The sequence below is a fragment of the Marinospirillum sp. genome (genome assembly GCF_044810985.1).
Lineage (GTDB): Bacteria > Pseudomonadota > Gammaproteobacteria > Pseudomonadales > Halomonadaceae > Marinospirillum.
In genome coordinates this window covers 2,997,216-3,014,360 of the sequence record NZ_CP085242.1, presented here as the reverse complement: position 1 = coordinate 3,014,360, position 17,145 = coordinate 2,997,216, and the positions used below count along the sequence as shown (strand labels likewise).

Annotated in this window: 17 protein-coding genes; 3 read left to right on the top strand and 14 right to left on the bottom strand. The window is 53.4% G+C overall.

Annotated elements, in window-relative coordinates:
* Positions 1–42: 42 nt before the first annotated feature.
* From LG323_RS14205 to LG323_RS14180, 6 genes are all read right to left on the bottom strand, one after another.
* Positions 43–147, bottom strand: a complete 105-nt coding sequence (locus LG323_RS14205; RefSeq protein WP_404420144.1) for an IS3 family transposase — start codon at positions 145–147, stop codon at positions 43–45.
* 99 nt (positions 148–246) lie between these two features.
* Positions 247–858: an IS3 family transposase gene (locus LG323_RS14200; RefSeq protein WP_404417542.1), complete on the bottom strand. Its 612-nt coding sequence runs from the start codon at positions 856–858 to the stop codon at positions 247–249.
* Complete coding sequence (locus LG323_RS14195) at positions 810–1,166, bottom strand: transposase (protein ID WP_404417539.1); 357 nt, start codon at positions 1,164–1,166, stop codon at positions 810–812. The genes LG323_RS14200 and LG323_RS14195 overlap by 49 nt, the downstream gene beginning before the upstream one ends.
* Before the next feature lie 83 nt (positions 1,167–1,249).
* Positions 1,250–1,948, bottom strand: a complete 699-nt coding sequence (locus tag LG323_RS14190; protein ID WP_404417537.1) for a DUF4145 domain-containing protein — start codon at positions 1,946–1,948, stop codon at positions 1,250–1,252.
* A gap of 246 nt (positions 1,949–2,194) precedes the next feature.
* Positions 2,195–3,787, bottom strand: a complete 1,593-nt coding sequence (locus LG323_RS14185) for an IS1182 family transposase (protein WP_404417534.1) — start codon at positions 3,785–3,787, stop codon at positions 2,195–2,197.
* Positions 3,788–3,917: 130 nt separating this feature from the next.
* Positions 3,918–4,379: a DUF6882 domain-containing protein gene (locus tag LG323_RS14180; protein WP_404417531.1), complete on the bottom strand. Its 462-nt coding sequence runs from the start codon at positions 4,377–4,379 to the stop codon at positions 3,918–3,920.
* A gap of 342 nt (positions 4,380–4,721) precedes the next feature.
* Here LG323_RS14180 and murI point away from each other — a divergent pair, with 342 nt between their 5' ends.
* Positions 4,722–5,564 (top strand): glutamate racemase, encoded by an 843-nt coding sequence (murI, locus tag LG323_RS14175; RefSeq protein ID WP_404417528.1) that lies wholly within the window; start codon positions 4,722–4,724, stop codon positions 5,562–5,564.
* Between the two features lie 36 nt (positions 5,565–5,600).
* Positions 5,601–6,737, top strand: a complete 1,137-nt coding sequence (gene trmA, locus LG323_RS14170; protein WP_404417525.1) for a tRNA (uridine(54)-C5)-methyltransferase TrmA — start codon at positions 5,601–5,603, stop codon at positions 6,735–6,737.
* A 7-nt stretch (positions 6,738–6,744) separates the two neighbouring features.
* Here the strand turns inward: trmA and LG323_RS14165 are convergent, their stop codons facing one another.
* The 4 genes from LG323_RS14165 to LG323_RS14150 are packed head-to-tail and all read right to left on the bottom strand — an operon-like array spanning position 6,745 to position 10,215.
* The gene (locus LG323_RS14165; RefSeq protein ID WP_404417523.1) at positions 6,745–7,173 is read right to left on the bottom strand and encodes a secondary thiamine-phosphate synthase enzyme YjbQ; all 429 of its coding nucleotides are present in this window, start codon (positions 7,171–7,173) and stop codon (positions 6,745–6,747) included.
* Between the two features lie 19 nt (positions 7,174–7,192).
* The gene (locus LG323_RS14160; RefSeq protein ID WP_404417520.1) at positions 7,193–8,149 is read right to left on the bottom strand and encodes an Rpn family recombination-promoting nuclease/putative transposase; all 957 of its coding nucleotides are present in this window, start codon (positions 8,147–8,149) and stop codon (positions 7,193–7,195) included.
* Between the two features lie 57 nt (positions 8,150–8,206).
* Positions 8,207–9,739 carry a nitric oxide reductase transcriptional regulator NorR gene (gene norR / locus LG323_RS14155; protein ID WP_404417517.1) on the bottom strand — a complete coding sequence of 511 codons (1,533 nt, stop codon included), beginning with the start codon at positions 9,737–9,739 and terminating at the stop codon, positions 8,207–8,209.
* Positions 9,740–9,795: 56 nt separating this feature from the next.
* Positions 9,796–10,215, bottom strand: a complete 420-nt coding sequence (locus LG323_RS14150; RefSeq protein WP_404417514.1) for a SirB2 family protein — start codon at positions 10,213–10,215, stop codon at positions 9,796–9,798.
* Between the two features lie 160 nt (positions 10,216–10,375).
* Between LG323_RS14150 and LG323_RS14145 the strand changes: the two genes are divergently transcribed.
* Positions 10,376–12,634 (top strand): nitric-oxide reductase large subunit, encoded by a 2,259-nt coding sequence (locus LG323_RS14145; protein WP_404417512.1) that lies wholly within the window; start codon positions 10,376–10,378, stop codon positions 12,632–12,634.
* A gap of 3 nt (positions 12,635–12,637) precedes the next feature.
* On the opposite strand, the gene LG323_RS14140 is transcribed toward LG323_RS14145, so the two are convergent.
* Genes LG323_RS14140 through LG323_RS14125 form a run of 4 tightly spaced genes read right to left on the bottom strand, consistent with a single transcriptional unit; the run spans position 12,638 to position 17,142 of the window.
* Complete coding sequence (locus LG323_RS14140) at positions 12,638–14,155, bottom strand: hypothetical protein (protein WP_404417510.1); 1,518 nt, start codon at positions 14,153–14,155, stop codon at positions 12,638–12,640.
* Complete coding sequence (locus tag LG323_RS14135) at positions 14,152–15,762, bottom strand: hypothetical protein (protein WP_404417507.1); 1,611 nt, start codon at positions 15,760–15,762, stop codon at positions 14,152–14,154. The genes LG323_RS14140 and LG323_RS14135 overlap by 4 nt, the downstream gene beginning before the upstream one ends.
* Positions 15,755–16,678, bottom strand: coding sequence for a VWA domain-containing protein (locus tag LG323_RS14130; protein WP_404417504.1), 924 nt, complete (start codon positions 16,676–16,678; stop codon positions 15,755–15,757). The genes LG323_RS14135 and LG323_RS14130 overlap by 8 nt, the downstream gene beginning before the upstream one ends.
* Positions 16,657–17,142 carry a DUF4381 domain-containing protein gene (locus LG323_RS14125; RefSeq protein WP_310697186.1) on the bottom strand — a complete coding sequence of 162 codons (486 nt, stop codon included), beginning with the start codon at positions 17,140–17,142 and terminating at the stop codon, positions 16,657–16,659. Before LG323_RS14125 ends, LG323_RS14130 begins: the two co-directional genes overlap by 22 nt.
* Positions 17,143–17,145 lie beyond the last annotated feature (3 nt).

Genomic DNA, 17,145 nt, shown 5'->3' with positions numbered 1-17,145 from the left:
CCTTGGGGGTGGGTCAAAATTAATGGCCAGAAGCGGGTCAGTTTAGTTGGCCATTAACACATTCACGGCACGCTTCAACTGTTCATCGGTATTAAAGTGTCTTCCATGTATTAATTCTGCCTTTAGTGAGTGGAAGAAGGATTCCATATAACCGTTGTCGGTGCAGCAACCAGGGCGGTTCATACTGCTCAGGATGCCCTGCTTTTTCAGCAGGTCCTGGACTTCATGAGCACCGTATTCAACACCTCAATCCGTATGGAAGATCAAGCCTGCCTTGGGTTTTCGTGCATTCAAGGCTTGTTTGAGTACTTTACAGGTCAGAGCTGCTGTCTTCTGAGCGCCTAGCTTCCAACCCAGTATGCGTCTTGAGTGCTTGTCCATGACCACTGACAAGTAGCGCCACTGACGACCCACTCGGATGTAGGTCAGGTCGCCCACCCACTGCTGATCCATCTGTTGTGGAGCACCTTGTTCCAGCAATAAGTTCTGATGTTTGGCATAAAACCGCGTGATGCCTGGTGTTCGACGGTAAATCCGCGCCACCCGCGCTTTCAGGCCCATTTCACGCATCAGCCGGGCCACTCGCTTACGAGCAATACAGGTGCCGCCCTGGCGTAATTGTTGATGAATACGCGGAGCACCGTAGCGGCCTTTGCTGGCTGAGAAAGCCTGAAGGACCTGATGCCTGAGCATTCGATCTTGTTGCTTGTGCATCGATTCAGGGCGTTTCAGCCAGGCGTAATAGCCGCTGTGGGATACCTTCAGCCAGCGACATAGAAAACGAATGCCCAGTTGCTGGTGGTGCTGCTTTATGAATCGGTAGCGTTCCTGCGTTGTTCCGCGAGAAACCGTTGCCACTTTTTTAGCAGGTCGACCTCCAGTTTTAGTCGACTATTTTCCTTTCTGAGCTTCTTCAGCTCTGCATTTTCAGTGTCGGGCGCTGATGATTTACGAGTCTTTTTCAAGGACTTGCCTTTGGGTGTAGTCAAGGGATACAGCCCCTCACGGTATTCTTTTCGCCAGCGTGACAGCATGAAGGGATGGATACCTAGACGCTGAGCCACTTCCTGCACTTGAACGCCGGGTTCCAGGCTCATTTCAACGGCTTTACGCTTGAATTCGAAACTGTACTGACGCGTTTTTTTGGGGTTGTTGTATCGTGGCATTGTAGCACCTCCAGTGGTGACTGAAGGTGTCCACTAAAACGGGGCAAGTACAGGGCGATGCTGCCTTTGCTTGTTAGGTGCATTTACGCCTCCGTTCTTCTTGCTTGACGACGTTCTTTTGCCAGCTCAAGCCTTTTAGGCTCAGTATACAGCCGCTCTAAAAGAACATAAGTAAAATCAAGAATATCTTCGGCATCTTGTTCGTTTAGGGTTCCTTCATGGGCACCATCATTGCCATCATCTTTGATACATGATGATAATTCTTCCAATGCATTTGGAAGAATATTATTTTTGAATAGCCAGGGAAGCCTTAAGCCTAAATTTCTTCGGACTTTATTGTTGAGTCCCTCTACCTCACCTTCAGGCAGCATAGATTTTGTTGCCAAATCTATGCAAAGCCTGAACATGGTTGCTCCTGCGTTATGGCACCCAATAGCCATACATGCAGCACCTTCTTTAAATACGGCATTAATATTTTCGGGTAAATGCTCTGGTGGCTTTTCTGAGACTTGATCCTTTAATGTGATATGACCCTTAACGTACATAACTTGATTTACTGCACGTTGAAGTTCTGATAATCGCGTTTTTCTAAGCAATAAATCGTCACTCGATTCTCTTTGCGCTAAAACAAAGACTGTAGATCTATTGCATTGACGACAAATGCTAAAAGCCTCAAACCATCTTTGCCAGCTACACTCTATGTAGGTGGAGATTTCGCAGATTAGATCGAAAGTCATTTCCTTTGCTTTGCATCTCGGGCAATTAGCAACTAGCTCTGACATTTATTTTCTCCATTTCATTGTTCTGGGCTTTGGCACCTAACGAGCCTGTAGAAAAACCTCTTTCCAGCCAGCTTTTCCTACCAACAGCTCGTTCTCTGTTGTTCATTTTTCAGTTGCCGGTTTTGGTCGGCAACCCTTACTTTATTCTGTGTTTCTGGCCTTTTCAGGCTTTGAGCTTTGTAAGCCGGTCATCATGGTGCTTCCAGAACCCTATTTCGAGACCGATTTGACCCCACCCCTGCCGCTTTAGTGAACCAGCTTGCCATAGTGGGCCAGCTTTTCAATGTTGTGGATCAGGCAATACAACTGCCATTGCCCTTGAACTTTATCCTTGCCCCTCAAGCTGAAGCGGCTGAGTCTTTTGTTGGTGCCGATGTTACCGAATACGGGTTCAACAACGGACATGCGGTGACTGTAAATTTGCTTACCCTTGGGACTATCCACACGGTGTTTCATCCAGTCGGTGTAGCTGGGTGGTCGTTTGTCATTGAGTGGGAAGCTGACTTGGCGTCCGGCTCCATTTCTGTGGTCTGCTGATGCCGGGGTCTTCATGCACTGGTGCTTTTTCTTGCAGTTCCGGCATTGCAGTAGCCTGCCTTCAAAATAGGCTGTGGGAACACCCTGGTCGTTGTCTCGAGTTCCCCGATGGCTGATCTGGTTGCCAGCAGGACAGATGCAGGTCAGCTTGATGGGATCGAACTGGAACTCGCTGGCCGGGATGAGTTGTTTGGCTTTGGGCTTGCCGGGTGTCTGGTGACGTTTGCCGTACTTTTCTTTTTGATCCTTAAACTTGGGATCACGGCTGCGGAACTGGTTATCTGGGATATAAGCGTTGATTCCGTTTTCGTGCAAATACTTCATGTTCGCCTCGTTGGCGAAGCCGGTATCGGCAGTGACAACAATCTGATCTTTATAAAGGTTGTCATGGATGCCCAGTCGTTGGTAACGATCCTTGATGGTTTCCAGAACCGGTTGCAGGGTGTGGTGCTCCTGCCCTTCGCCGAAGGCCTGAGCATCAATGATGATCTGGTGTTTTTTATCAACTGAGGCCACGCCGTTATAACCCTGGATGGTGCCCTTGCTGGTCGTCATTTTGGCGGACTGGTTATCGGTAATGTTGCTTTTGACTTCCTTGCCTCTTTTACTTTGCCCCTTCCTTGGGGTGTTCGTCTTTAGGAAGCGATCAACCTTTTCAGCGGCTTCATTCAGAGTCAGGATGGTTTGGGCTTTGCGAATATCCTGATCCAGTTCTTCCTCACTTTCCCAGGTGTCACGTTCCTGGTGTTCATTCAAATGGTGACGGACCAGGCGTTTGAGTTTGTTGCGCTTCTCTTTCAGCTCTTTAAAGGTGCCTGACCATTCCTTGGCCGCATTGGAGCGCATTTTACAGCCATCAATGGCAAAGAGTTCATGGCCTAAAAGCCCTTGCTGATCACAGACCAGAAGAACTTGTTCAAATAGGTCTTCAATGGCCTGGGGCTGGCTGCTGACAAAGTGGGCAATGGTGGTGAAGTGAGGAACGGTATCGCAGGACAGGGCTTTGAAGATGATATTGGTTTCGCAGCACCACTGGATTTCTCGGCTAGACGTGATGCCCTTGGAATAAGCAAATAGGATGATTTTCAGAAGAATGGCTGGATCGTAAGCCGGACGGCCTTCGGTGTCATTTTTGTAGGGCTGGTGGAAAGCAGAAAGATCCAGTTTTTCAGAGATCAGGTAGTGCAAGGCGTGTTCAAAAGTGCCTGGCTGCAGCTGATCCTGATAATTAATCACCACCATGGCGGTCTGGTTGTAGTCGTAGTGCTTGAACTTGGGCATGAGAAAGGGCCGGTTGCTCATAGATGCTTCATTTCAGCATAGCCGGCGAGGTTTTTCTACAGCCTGAACGCCTCAAACACCGGCTGGGTGAAGTTGGCGACTTTTTTGAAAAAAAGGTGACAGCTTTACCAAGTCCGCGTGCTTTGACTTGTTAACCATAGTGCCTCACCTCAGTTATTAGAACATAGGAATGCATGTTACCCTGTGAGATGCGATAAACCCCTTTTGCTTCCAAACACTTGCAAGCCATAGCTGCAATTTCCCAAGCCATACTCTCATCGCACTCTACTGAAGGATTATTAAAAACCTCGTAACCCGTCACGTCATAGAGCTTTTTAACGGCTGAACTATGGTCGCGAACAGCATCCGGTAAGTTGCGATTGGACCAGAACCAGACCAAGCTCTCTTTTTCTGGTATATGAGATGCAACCGGCAAAATAGTAGCCGCTACAACTGGTTTTTCTTTATCAAAGAACATCAGAGATTGATTTTCATACTCGATAACAAAATTGTCGTGACCACCAAAACCAAACTCATCCACTAAAACCTGATACTTTTGATCAAGCTCGTCACATGCATCTTCTAGATATTTATCGAATTCTTCGTCGTTCATAGTTTTTTGTGGTTAACATTTTGTTAGTAGGCATGCGCATTTTGCCATTTTCAATATCCGCCTACTTTTCGTTCCAACTTACCGGGTTTTATCAGCTTTTTCCAGAACTCAGGTCAAAGTTTTCCCGATAAACCGTGCACGCCGCCTATCCGCAATAGTTGTGCGCACACTATCCTGCTGGTCTACATACTAAGCTTCTGATTTATCAATTTTTATTTTCTAATCATTGGGTTTTCCGTGCAAATCCAGCGGGTAAAGCATGCAAGCTTTGTTGGAGATTTGCTGTCTGTTGCCCGCTGGGCGTAAAATGCTCGTTTGTTTCTTCCGCCTTCAGGATTGATTTTGACCGCTGATACCTGCCCCACATTGCAAACCTTGCCTGGCCCGATTCTGGTGTTTGATTCGGGTGTGGGTGGTTTGTCGATTGTTGAGGCTTTGCGGGAGCGGATGCCGGATTTGCCGCTGACTTATGCCTGTGACAATGAGGCTTTTCCTTATGGTCTCAAGTCGGATGCCTGGCTGCTGGAGCGGGTGCCGGAGGTGGTGGCGCGTTTGTTGGAACAGGTGCAGCCCTGTTTGCTGGTGGTGGCCTGTAATACCGCGAGTACGGTGGTTTTGCCTGCCTTGCGTGAGCGTTTCAGTCTTCCGGTGGTGGGTGTGGTGCCTGCGATCAAGCCTGCCGGTTTGATGACGCGTTCCGGGCATATTGGTCTGCTGGCTACCAAAGGCACAATTGAGCGCCCTTATACTCAAAAACTGATTGAGACTTTTGCCGGGGATTGTCAGGTCACGCGCATTGGCAGTAACTGTCTGGTGCAACTGGCTGAGGATGCCCTGGCCGGCAAGCAGCCTTCTGATGCCCGACTGCGGGAAATCCTGCAGCCGTTTCTGGATGAACCCCGTCTGGATACTGTGATTCTGGGCTGTACACATTTTCCTCTGCTGCAAAAACAATTGGCGCGGGTGGCTGAAGAAGCCGGTGCCCAGCATTGGCAGTGGGTGGATTCCGGTGCGGCCATTGCCCGGCGGGTGCTGCATCTGCTGGCTGAAGAGGGTTACCCCAACCCCTGTTGCCCGGACACTTTTGCCCGCAGTTGCTGGCTGACCGCACCGCTGGAAACCGACAGCCAACTGCCTCAGGCCTTGCAGTGCCTGGGCTTTGATGAATTGAAACTTTTGTCTTGAACCCTCAACCTTTATTTTCCGAGAACAACTGACTTTATGGCCTCCACCCTGCCCCAGGTGACTCCCGATCTTTACCCGCAATTACTGGATGCCAAGGCTCAGCGCCTGCGTGAGCGTTTCCAGGCTTTCAACCCGCCCGAGCTGGAGGTTTTTGCTTCGCCCCCTTCGCATTACCGGATGCGCACGGAATTTCGTGTCTGGCACGAAGGCGAGGATATCTTCTACATCATGTTTGAAGTGGGTGAAGACCCCAAAAAGGATCGCCGTCAGGTGCGCATGGATGACTATCCCGTAGCCAGTGAAGCCATCAATGAACTGATGCCGCGCCTGCTGGATGCCATTCGTGATCGCCCATTGTTGCGCCGCAAGCTGTTTCAGGTGGAGTTTTTGAACAGCCTGTCCGGGGAAATGCTGGTCAGCATGATTTATCACCGTAAGCTGGATGAAGAATGGGAAGTAGCCGCTCGCCAGCTTCAGGAGGAACTGGGTGTGATGCTGATTGGCCGCGCCCGCAAGCAGAAAATCGTGCTGGAACGCGATTACGTACTGGAAAAGCTGCAAGCAGGTAAGCGAACACTAACTTACAAGCAGGTGGAAGGCAGCTTTACCCAGCCCAATGCCCGTGTCTGTGAACAGATGCTGGCCTGGGCTATCGATGTCAGTGCGCCTGTAGGAGCGCAGTCCCTGCGCGATCAACAGCACGATAAACGCGATCTGGTAGAGCTGTATTGCGGCAACGGCAACTTCACCCTGGCGCTGGCAGATAACTTTCGCAAGCTTCTGGGCACGGAAATCAGCCGCACTTCCGTGGCGGCTGGTCAGTACAATATTGAAGCCAATGGCATCGAAAATGTGCGCATTGAACGCATGTCAGCCGAGGATTTTTCTGCTGGCCTGCAAGACCCGAAATCCAAAGCGGCGGTGAAATTCAACCTCGCCGAATACGACTTCTCCACAGTGCTGGTCGACCCACCCCGTGCCGGACTGGATGCCACTACCCTGGAACAGGTCAGCCGTTATGAGCGGATTATCTATATCTCCTGCAACCCGGAAACCCTCGCCGAAAACCTGGAAACCCTGAGCAAAACCCACACCATCGAGCGTTTTGCCTTCTTTGACCAGTTTCCCTACACCGACCATGCTGAAGGTGGGGTGTATTTGGTCAAGAAGTGAGGGTTCTCTATGCCTGCCCTTGCAAGGTCAAGATAAGTCTTCGACTGCCACCGTGATTGCGGTGTTCGCAGAGGTAAATGCCCTGCCAGGTGCCCAGGTTCAGGTCACCACTGGTGACGGGCAGGGTGAGCGAAGGGCCAAGCAGGCTGGATTTGAAGTGGGCTGGCAGATCATCACTGCCTTCATAGATGTGTTCATAACCGGGCTGGTGTTCCGGTACCAGACGATTAAAGAAAACCTCGAAATCGCGACGCACTGCCGGGTCAGCGTTTTCGTTCACGGTCAGGGAAGCCGAGGTGTGCTGAAGAAACAAGTGCAGCAGGCCTGCTTGCAGCTGTCGGATTTCCGGTATCTGTGCCAGCACTTCATCCGTGATCAGATGAAAACCCCTTGGGCGGGCCTTGAGTTGAAAATTCGTCTGGAAGGTCAGTGACATGGTGCCGTCTGATTTGTTCTCAGTGTGAGCGCAGCTTATCTTTGATAGCTGCCAACTGCTCTGGAGTTATTCCGGTAATATTGACTACCTGACCATCAGGAAGACCTGCTTGCACCATGTTGAGTACCATTTCTTCCAGGCGTTGTTCAGCTTCAACCTTTGCCTGCTGGTAGCCTTCCTGTAAACCCTCCATGCGTTCTTTCTGTGCCCAGGTTTGAATGTTTTCTGCAATCATGGCGTGATCCTCAATCAGGCTGTGAATTCTGTCCCAGTTCTGGCGATCACCCAGCCGATAGAAGTGGCGTTTAAGCCAGCGAGTGATGACCTGATCAATACGTTCTTTATTGGGATCTTTACGGATAATCTGAACCATTCGATCCACGGCTTGCTGCATTCGTTCCCTGCTGCTGGATGCTTTTTCAATTGCAAAAATGCCACTGACTGAGCTGCTTTTAGCTGCCAGCTCTTCATCCGTGTAAGCTCCTTCGTCAATTAAATAATAACGCAAAGCTGGCTGATAGTCTTTAAGGAACAGAGGTGGCTGGGGATGAATCATACCGCTGATATTATCAGGAACTTTCCAGCGTTGCAGGCCATTATAAAGCACCAGAGAAAAAACGGGCGGCAAGCCTTTGCGGGTACTGGTGGACTTGCTCTTGATCAGTTGACTGTAAAAGCAGGAAACGTAATGCATCAGCCTGATTGGCATTGTAGTGTCGATGCTGGACTGAAATTCCATCAATAAATAGAGGTAGACCCTTTGTGTACTACCTTGCCAGGTTACTTCGACAGACCAGACTAGATCCTCATGCTTTTCCTCAAACAGTGGCGTGATATAGTTGCCGTTTTCCAGTTTGAGGGTAGAAAAATCCATCATTTCGGCAACCTCTTCGGGAACAAACCCTTCAATCAGTTGCTGTATCAGTTCTGGATAGCTGAACACTTCTTTGTAGCCGGTATCATGGTGGTGACTCATAAGACATCCTTGTTGAGTTATGTTCTGTGAAGCGTAGCACAGAGGTTCTGCCTCTGTTTATTTCAGGTTCAAGCGCTTAGCGAGTTTGTGCAGGTTGCTGGAGTCGACTTCCAGAAGGCGGGCGGCTTCGGCCCAGGAGCCTTCGGCGGTGTCCAGGGCTTGTTGAACAGCCTGACGCTGGCAGATTTCCAGCTGCTGTTTCAAGGGCAAAAGCGGCCTGCCTTGAGGTGAACCCTCTTCTTCTGGGGCCGAAGTCACGCCCGGTTCAAGATTCAGATCCAGTTCCTGGGGTTCCAGGGTGATCCAGCCATTGCCGGTGGAGTTTTGTCTTGCGAGGGTTTTCAGGGCCGCTCGGCTGATGACGTGTTCCAGCTCCCGCACATTGCCGGGCCAGGGGTATTGCAGCAGAGCCGTTTCAGCCGCAGCGGATAAACGCAGGCAGCGCAGTCCCAGGCGGTGGGCGTTGAGTTCCAAAAAATGCCCCGCCAGCAGCAGGATATCTTCGGGTCTTTCCCGCAGCGGTGGCAGGGGCACCGGATAAACCGAAAGACGATGATAAAGGTCAGCCCGAAAATCGCCTTTTTTGACACCTTCCTGCAGGTTACGATTGGTGGCGGCGATGATGCGTACATCCACCTGACGGGTGGCATCCGAACCCAGACGCTGGATTTCCCCGCTTTGCAGTACACGCAAGAGTTTGGCTTGAATGCTGATGGGCAATTCACCCACTTCATCCAGAAACAGAGTGCCACCGTGTGCAGCTTCAAATTTGCCGGGGCGATCCTGACTTGCGCCGGAAAAAGCCCCTTTGGCGTGGCCGAAGAGTTCGCTTTCCGCCAGGGATTCCGGCAGGGCTGCACAGTTGATGTGAATCATCGGCTGCTGAGCACGCTGTGAATGCTGGTGAACAAAACGCGCAAAAAGCTCTTTGCCGACGCCGGTTTCACCCAGCAACAGCAGAGGCAGGTCGGACTGGGCCACCACATCCAGCTCCTGCAGAAGGCGGGTCACCACCTGGCTCTGGGCGATGATTTCCGAGCTGCCGCTGACTGCGGATGCCATGAAGGTATCATTCTGGCGCGAAAGACTGCGCAGGCCCAGACGCTCCTGTTCCAGTTGCGTCATGCGGATCAGGGCTTCAATGATCAAAGTGGCTTCGTGAAGCTTGTCTTTGGCCGAGCGGTCAAAGATACCTGCAGTCAGCGAATCCAGAGTCAGCACTCCCCATTGCTGCCCGTCCAGATAAAGACTCACACCCATGCAGTCATGTACCGGCAGAGGCTGGCCTTCCAGGGAATCCAGCAAGCCATCATAGGGATCAGGCACTTCGCTGCGGGGATCAAAAACCACCGGTTCCCGACTGCTCAGCAGGGTTGCCAGGCGTGGATGCTGGGCAATCCGAAAGCGCCGCCCCAGGGTTTCCTTGACCAACCCTTCCACGGCCAGCGGACGCAGAATTTCCTCTTCTTTTTTCAGGAGGGCAACCGCACCGCATTGAAATTCCTGTTTAAGACACTGCAGCAGACGCTGGAAGCGCACAGCCGGGGTCAGTTCGGTGGTCAGGTCAGCCAGCAAAAGAGAAGCAAGCATTGAGAGTCCCGCCTTTAGGGTTAAAAAAACCAAATAAATCAGGGTTGATTCTACCCTTAAAAAACCGGCTTGTGGATGGCCAGGAAAAAGATACCCAGCAACTGGGCCAGGGCAAGAACAGCACCCAACAACCGCCAGTGCTTCGGCAATCCCTGACGCAGTGCCACCCAACCCGCCAGAATATAACCGACCAGCAGCAGGAGCTTGATAGTCAACCAGGCATGCACTCCCGGCATCCAGCCACTCAAGGCCAGCAGCATCAAAGCCGCCATCAGCAAGAGACTATCATTGATATGCGGCAACCAACGCAAGGGGCTTTGTCGCCAGCCACTGCGTCCGGCTGCATCCAGCCCTAATCGCAGAAGGAACAAAAAAGCCGTCAGGTAGGCGGTTGTCATGTGCAGGTGCTTGATCAGCAAATAGGTTTCCATGGTCGAGGTTCCTCGTTGAGGTTGAGCGTCAAGAATCAGGGTCATTTCAACCCTTAGGGTGTTTTAAACCCTGCCAATAGAGGGTTGCATTTACCCTGTTTTAATTTTATTTCCTTATATTCAAGGACTTATGCACTGGCAAGGGTTTTGCTCAGCGAGTGTTGCACTTTCCATACCCACCCTGTTGAAGCCAAGGAGATTTTTCATGGCCCAATACAAAAAACTTTGGTGGCTTTTGATTGGTATTTTACTGGTCACCTTTGCACTGCTCGGCTTTTTTGGCCGGGAGGTTTACCGCAAGGCACCGCCCTTGCCGGAGCAGGTTGTTACCCCGCAAGCGGGAACAATCATGACACGCGATTCCATTCTGGACGGTCAGACTGCCTGGCAGTCCGTCGGTGGTATGCAGCTGGGTTCCATCTGGGGTCATGGCGCTTACCAGGCACCGGACTGGTCAGCCGATTGGCTGCATCGTGAATTGCTGGCCTGGCTGGATCTGGCGGCCCAGGATGAATACGGGCGCGCCTATGATGAGCTGAACAAGCGCCAGCAAAACGGTCTGGAATACGACCTGAAGGAAGCCTATCGCAGCAATACCTATAATGCCGAAACCTCAACCCTGACGCTGAGTGATCGCCGCTATCAGGCCATTCAGCACACGGCTGATTATTATATGCGTCTTTTCGGGGATGATCCCGAGCTGGCTTCCACCCGTGCCAACTATGCCATGAAGAACCTGACTCTGCCCTCCGAAACCCGGCGGGAGGCGATGACCGAGTTTTTCTTCTGGACGGCCTGGGCCGCAGCGACCAATCGCCCGGACAGTGATGTCACCTACACCAACAACTGGCCGCATGAGCCTTTGATTGATAACAAACCCACGGCAGAAAACCTGATCTGGTCGGTGATCAGTGTCATTCTGTTGATTGCAGGTGTGGGTTTTCTGATCTGGGGCTGGGCGTTTTTGCGCAAAAATGAAGAGGAAGATCCTCAGACACCGGAACAGGACCCCTTGAGTCTGGTCAAGTTGACGCCTTCCCAGAAATCTTTGGGCAAGTATCTGCTGGTGGTGGTGGCTCTTTTCACCCTACAGGTATTTCTGGGTGGTTTCACGGCTCACTATACTGTGGAAGGGGAAGGCTTTTACGGTCTCAATACCACAGAATGGTTCCCCTATACCCTGGTCAGAACCTGGCACCTGCAGGCGGCCATGTTCTGGATAGCCACGGCTTTTCTGGCGGCGGGTCTGTTTCTGGCTCCCATCATCAATGGCGGTAAAGACCCCAAATTCCAGAAACTGGGTGTCGATCTTCTTTTCTGGGCTTTAGTGTTGGTAACCGCGGGTACCTTCATCGGCAACTGGCTGGCGATTGCCCAGAAGCTGCCTCCTGAGCTGAGTTTCTGGCTAGGTCACCAGGGCTATGAGTATCTGGATCTGGGCCGCTTCTGGCAAATTCTCAAGTTCATCGGCATTCTGCTCTGGCTAGGTCTGATGCTGAGAGCCATGTTGCCTGCTTTCAAGGCGGAAGGTGACAAGAATCTGCTCGCCCTTTTCCTGGCTTCAGTCGTGGCCGTGGGCCTCTTCTATGGTGCTGGTCTTTTCTATGGCGAGCGCAGCCACCTGTCCGTCATGGAATACTGGCGCTGGTGGGTTGTTCACCTCTGGGTGGAAGGCTTTTTTGAAGTCTTTGCCACGGTATCCCTGGCCTTTATCTTCTATAACCTGGGGCTGGTCAATCGCATCACGGCCACCGCTGCCAGTCTGGCTTCGGCTTGCCTGTTTCTGATCGGGGGCATTCCCGGCACTTTCCACCATCTGTATTTTGCTGGTACCACAACTCCTGTAATGGCGGTGGGTGCCACCTTCAGTGCCCTGGAAGTGGTTCCGCTGGTGGTTCTGGGTTATGAAGCCTGGCACAACTGGCGTCTGCAGGAAAAAGCAGCCTGGATGCAGCGCCTGAAATGGCCCCTGCTGTTTTTTGTAGCCGTGGCCTTCTGGAATCTGTTGGGTGCCGGGGTGTTTGGTTTTATGATCAACCCACCCATTGCCCTTTATTACATTCAGGGTCTGAACACCACACCCACGCATGCCCATGCCGCTTTGTTTGGTGTGTATGGTTTCTTGGCGCTGGGCTTTTGCCTATTGATACTGAGGTATCTGCGTCCTGATCTGGTATTCAGTGAGCGCTTGATGAAAACCGCTTTCTGGTGGCTGAACATCGGGCTGTTGCTGATGCTCTTCACCAGCCTATTGCCCATTGGCTTTATCCAGTTCTATGCCAGTGCCACCGAAGGTCTCTGGTATGCGCGCAGTGAAGCCTTTATGCAGCAGGATCTTCTGCATGCCCTGCGCTGGATACGCACCTTTGGGGATGTAATCTTTATCGTCGGCGCTCTGGCCGTGACCTGGCAGATCGTCAAAGGGGTATTGGCAAAATCCGAAAAAGAGAACTCAGGAGCCTGATCTTCAGGGATTCAGGGGCGGCAAAGCCGCCCCTTTTTCAGCTTTCTTCGACCTCGACAACAAATAGCGCAGCAGCTCCTTGCGACTGATGCGCCTTCCTGCCGCTGCCTGAATCAACAAGGGTTCCATCCCTTCCTCCGTTAAAGACCAATCCTTTTTCAGCTCCAGAAGCTCCCGGTGAGACCAGTATTCCGGGCCTTCTTTCAGGTAACGCCTGAGGCGTGATGCCGGGCGTTGGCGCAGCAACCACCAGCCCGTACAGGCCAGCAACACAAGCAACAGCCCCGTCAGCAAACCCACCAGAATTCGTCCCCAGTCAGGGGGAGGCGTGGCTTCGGTTGGTGGGGATGCTTGCTGCTCCCGGCGTTCAAGCTGGGCTTGGCCGGGTTTTATACTGAGCCTGGGAGGGCTGATTTCACTGTTCTGCAAACGTTTCCTGTCCGTATCCCACCAGTAAACCTTGAGAGGCGGCAATACCAATGGCCCCGCTTGCAAGGGATAAACCAGCAGCCTTTGGGTCAAACGACCGGCCAAATATCCATCAATCACTCGATCACGGGTGTGTTCAGCCAGAGGCTCGATACGCACACCGGGCAGGTCTTCCGGTTGGAAGCGCGGCAGGCTGCGGGCTTGCTGACCCACAGCAGTCAGCTCAACCAGTAACTCCACAGGTTGACCAGGAACCAGGTTGGCGGTATTTCCCTGCCAGGTTGCTTCCAAGCTAACCCCCAGGGCCGGCAACCAGGGGGTCTCTTCCGGCCAGGCTTCGGGGATCGGCAAAACCTTGAAGTCGATGGCCGGAGCCTCGGCTTCATGGCGCTCCCCTCCCGTCTGATCGGAGCGATCCAGTCGGGTGCTGAAGTAACGCGGCTGAATTCCGGCTTGCAGCTGGTTGATTTGCACAATTTCACGCCAGCGGGCTTCCTGCCAGTGTACACCGCGCTGATTGAAGCCCTCCTCATGCCCATCACCCAGGCTGCGTGAATAACCCCCTTGCACCTCCAGAGGACTCAGGCGTGGGTCTCGGGGGTAACCCTGATAACGAATGGTGAGTTGATAAAGCAGGGATTCACCCAGGTAGACTTCCTGGCGCTCAACCTGATGATCGACTTCCAGGGGAGCGCTTAAACGCCTGCTGGGCTGAGCCGGCTCCGGGTCAGGATTGGCGCTGATCTGCAGTTGCAGACGCTGAGCTGATCGGCCATTGACTCTCAAGGGAGGCAGGCTCAACTCGCGTGAGCGGCTTTGGGCATCACGGTGTTGCCAGGTCAGAAACCAGCGGTGTTGGTAGTCGCCTCTGGGCAGAGCTTCGGCCTGATGGTCTTTTTCCAGAAGCTGCAGATGTTCTTCCCACTGAGCTGGCCATTCCAGTTCGGGTTCGGTGGCCTGGCTGGTGCGGGCTTCCACCAGGATCTTCAGCTTTTCCCCTGCGGTAATCCGGGGCTGATCCAGCGTCATCAGCACGGCTGTTGCCGGGCTCACCAACAACAGATACAGGACTGCAGCCAGCAGCCACTTCATGAATCCCTCTCTCTCAATTCGTACTGAAAGCGATTACGCAACAAACGCCAGGGGTCTTCTTCCAGTTGATCCAGGGTTTGTTCCTGTTCGGGAGTCAAAGGCAAACAGTCGCTACACTCGGGTTTTGCTTTGGGCTGCCAGGCAGGTTGTTCCTCGGGCTGGTTACTCTGGGGTGCCTGCTCCTGTTGTTGCTGCTGTTCCTGTTGTTGCTGAGAAGCCGAACCACAGGCCTGCAAAAGTTCTTCTTCCGCTGGCAGCGGCTCTTCCTGCTGAAGCCTGAGCGCCAGCATACGGTTCCTGCAGTTGTCTTCACGTTGTGGCTGCTGCTCTTTGACCTGATCAAAAAGCACCAGTGCCTGCTTGTAGTCTCCAGCAAACAGCCAGGCGGTTCCGGCATTGAATTGCAGATCCAGAAGTTTCTGAGGGTCTTCTGGCGGGGTTTGCAAAGCCAGTTCATAGGCTCGAGCGGCCTGCTGGTAATCACCCAATTGAAACTGGGCTGCGGCCAGCAATCTGGGCAGAGTGGTCATTTCCAGAACCCGCTCGGGTTGCTGCCTGTTCAGGGCTTGCCAGGCCTGGTAGTCCGGGTTTTGCCAATCCAGAGCCTGAGCCAAAGGGCTGTTCAAAAACAGCCAGGGGGCAAGCAGCCCCGGCAGTAGCCAGGCCCCTTGACGACGTCCGGCGGCAGGCCAGGGCTGGCCCAGATACTGCCAGAGCAGAAGCAGAACAGCAGGAATCAACAACCAGTGTCCAACTTCCTGAAAATACGGGTTGCTCAATTCTTCACTGACTCCGGCTCCACCTTCCGGTTGGTTGAGCGCTTCCAGATAGTTGCTGGCGGCCTGACCCGCCAGGAGCTTGAGCGGCAGGTCAGCAACCCGGCGTGACTCCTGTTCCCTGATGCCTGAAGTGGCCGTTAGAATCACCGTCAACTCTGCCGCCGCCGGTTTGGCTTCCAGCAGGTTCTGAAGTTCTTCGGCGGGTGGCAATGAATCGGTCAGCCACAGCCAGTAGAGTGGATTCCCAGAGGGTCGGGACTGGGTTGCCAACTGCCCGGTCTGAGCGGCCAGTTGCAGAGCTTCCCTGGGTTGATCGCCGCGCTTGGGCATGACTGAAGGGTGGGCAAGACTGATGATTTGCCGCAGGGTTGCGGCATCCGAAGTCATGGGGCTGGCCAGATGCGCGCTGCCCGCATAAAAGATCAGGGCGGTTTGCCCTTGTTGGCGGTTATTCAAGAAAGGCACTAAAAGCTGCTGGGCTGCTTCCAGATGCTGAACCGCTTCAGCCTGACCTCTTTCCGAGGGGGCCAGGCGCTGAATAATCACCACTTCCTGTTGTTGGCGTTGTGCTTCCTGCAGTTGCATTGGGAAACCGACCCCCGCCAGGGCCAGGCTGAGGAAACTGGTCACCAGGGCAGCCAGAGACCAGAGGGGCCAGCGGGCAGAGCTGCCTTGTTGCTCCTGATGGGTCAGTAATCGTCGGGCCAGATTCGCAGGCAAATGGTTCTGCCAGCTGCTGGCCTGCAACTGACGGAAGGCCAGCCTGAGCAAGCCATAAATAAAGGGGGCCAGAAGCAGCAACCAGGGACGCGCAAAGGCCTCAAACATAAAGCCTCCGGCGGAGGGAAGACCTCAGCAGCCAGGCAGTCAGCCCCAGAGCAGCCAGGATCAGCCAGTAGCCCAGCGGATCTGCCGGACTGAAACGCCGAAGCAGGGTGGCCGGTTCCAGATCATCCAGCTGTTGATAAACACCTTCCAGTTCACGGCGATTGAAGGCGGAAAAAACCTCGCCCCCGGTTTCCCGGACTTGGGCGGCCATTTCCGCTTCAGGATTAAGAGAGACGACGATCAGGTGCGTGCGTATCCCGGCAGTGGCGGCCATCTGCAATCCTTTTTCGGGGCTGAGCAAACCGGCATTATTGGCCCCATCGGTCAACAGAAGTATGGCCGCTTCACCCTGAGCTTGGCGCAGGGTTTTGATACTCACACCCAGGGCATCACCCAGCGCTGTTCCCTGACCGGCCATGTTGGGCTGCATGCCATTGAGCTGTTGCAGCAGCAGTTGGTGATCCAGGGTTTTGGGGACATACAGATAAGCCTGGGCACCAAACACCACCAGGCCAATTTTGTCCTGGCTGCGGCGGCGAACAAAGTCCTCAACCACCTGTTTGACCTGGTCCAGACGCGTGCGCCCATCCATGATTTCCTGCATGCTGCCGGAGACATCCACCACCAGCAGCAATTCACGGCTTTGCTGTTTAATCTCAATTTCCGGCTGCTGCCATTCCGGGCGGGCCAGCGCCAGCACCAAGAGCACCCAGACCCAATACCAGGGGTTGAGTGATCGCAAGCGGGACAGAGATTTTTCAGGCGCGGAGGTGGCTGTCGAAAAGGGTAATTTCAAAGCGGCTGTGGGGCGAAAAGCCAGCCCCAGACGCTTGGCCAGATGCCCGGCCAACCAGGGCAAAGCCAGTAGAAGCAGTGCCCAGGGCCAGACCAGTATCAGGTTTGCCGACGTATCCATGTTTTGACCAACTGCTGCAGGCTTTCCGCATCAAAGTTATCCGGCTCGGCTTTGTAAGCGCCCCAGGCCAGTACCCGGCCGCTGCCTTCACGAAAGCCCGGGTCTTCACTGCGTCTGCGACCACGGCTCCAGTCCAGAAAATCCAGCCAGTCCTCACCGGTCAGGGAAGCCACTTTTTCACGCCGGAAGTTGCGCACGGCAATACGCCGCAACAGCAGGTTCAGTTCATACAGATAACGTTGCGGGTCCTGGCTTTCCTGATAACGCTGTTGAATCGCTTCCAGTTCTTTGTAGGCATAGCGGCGGGTTCGGGTACGCTTGTACCAGCGCCACCACAAAAGCAGGGCGATCACCAGAACCAGAGCGGCCGGAAGACTCCAAACCCAGGGTTCGGGGGGCCATTGATCGGGCGCATAAGAAGGTATCAGAGGTGCTGCGAGTTGTTTCAGTTGTTCAAGATTCATAGC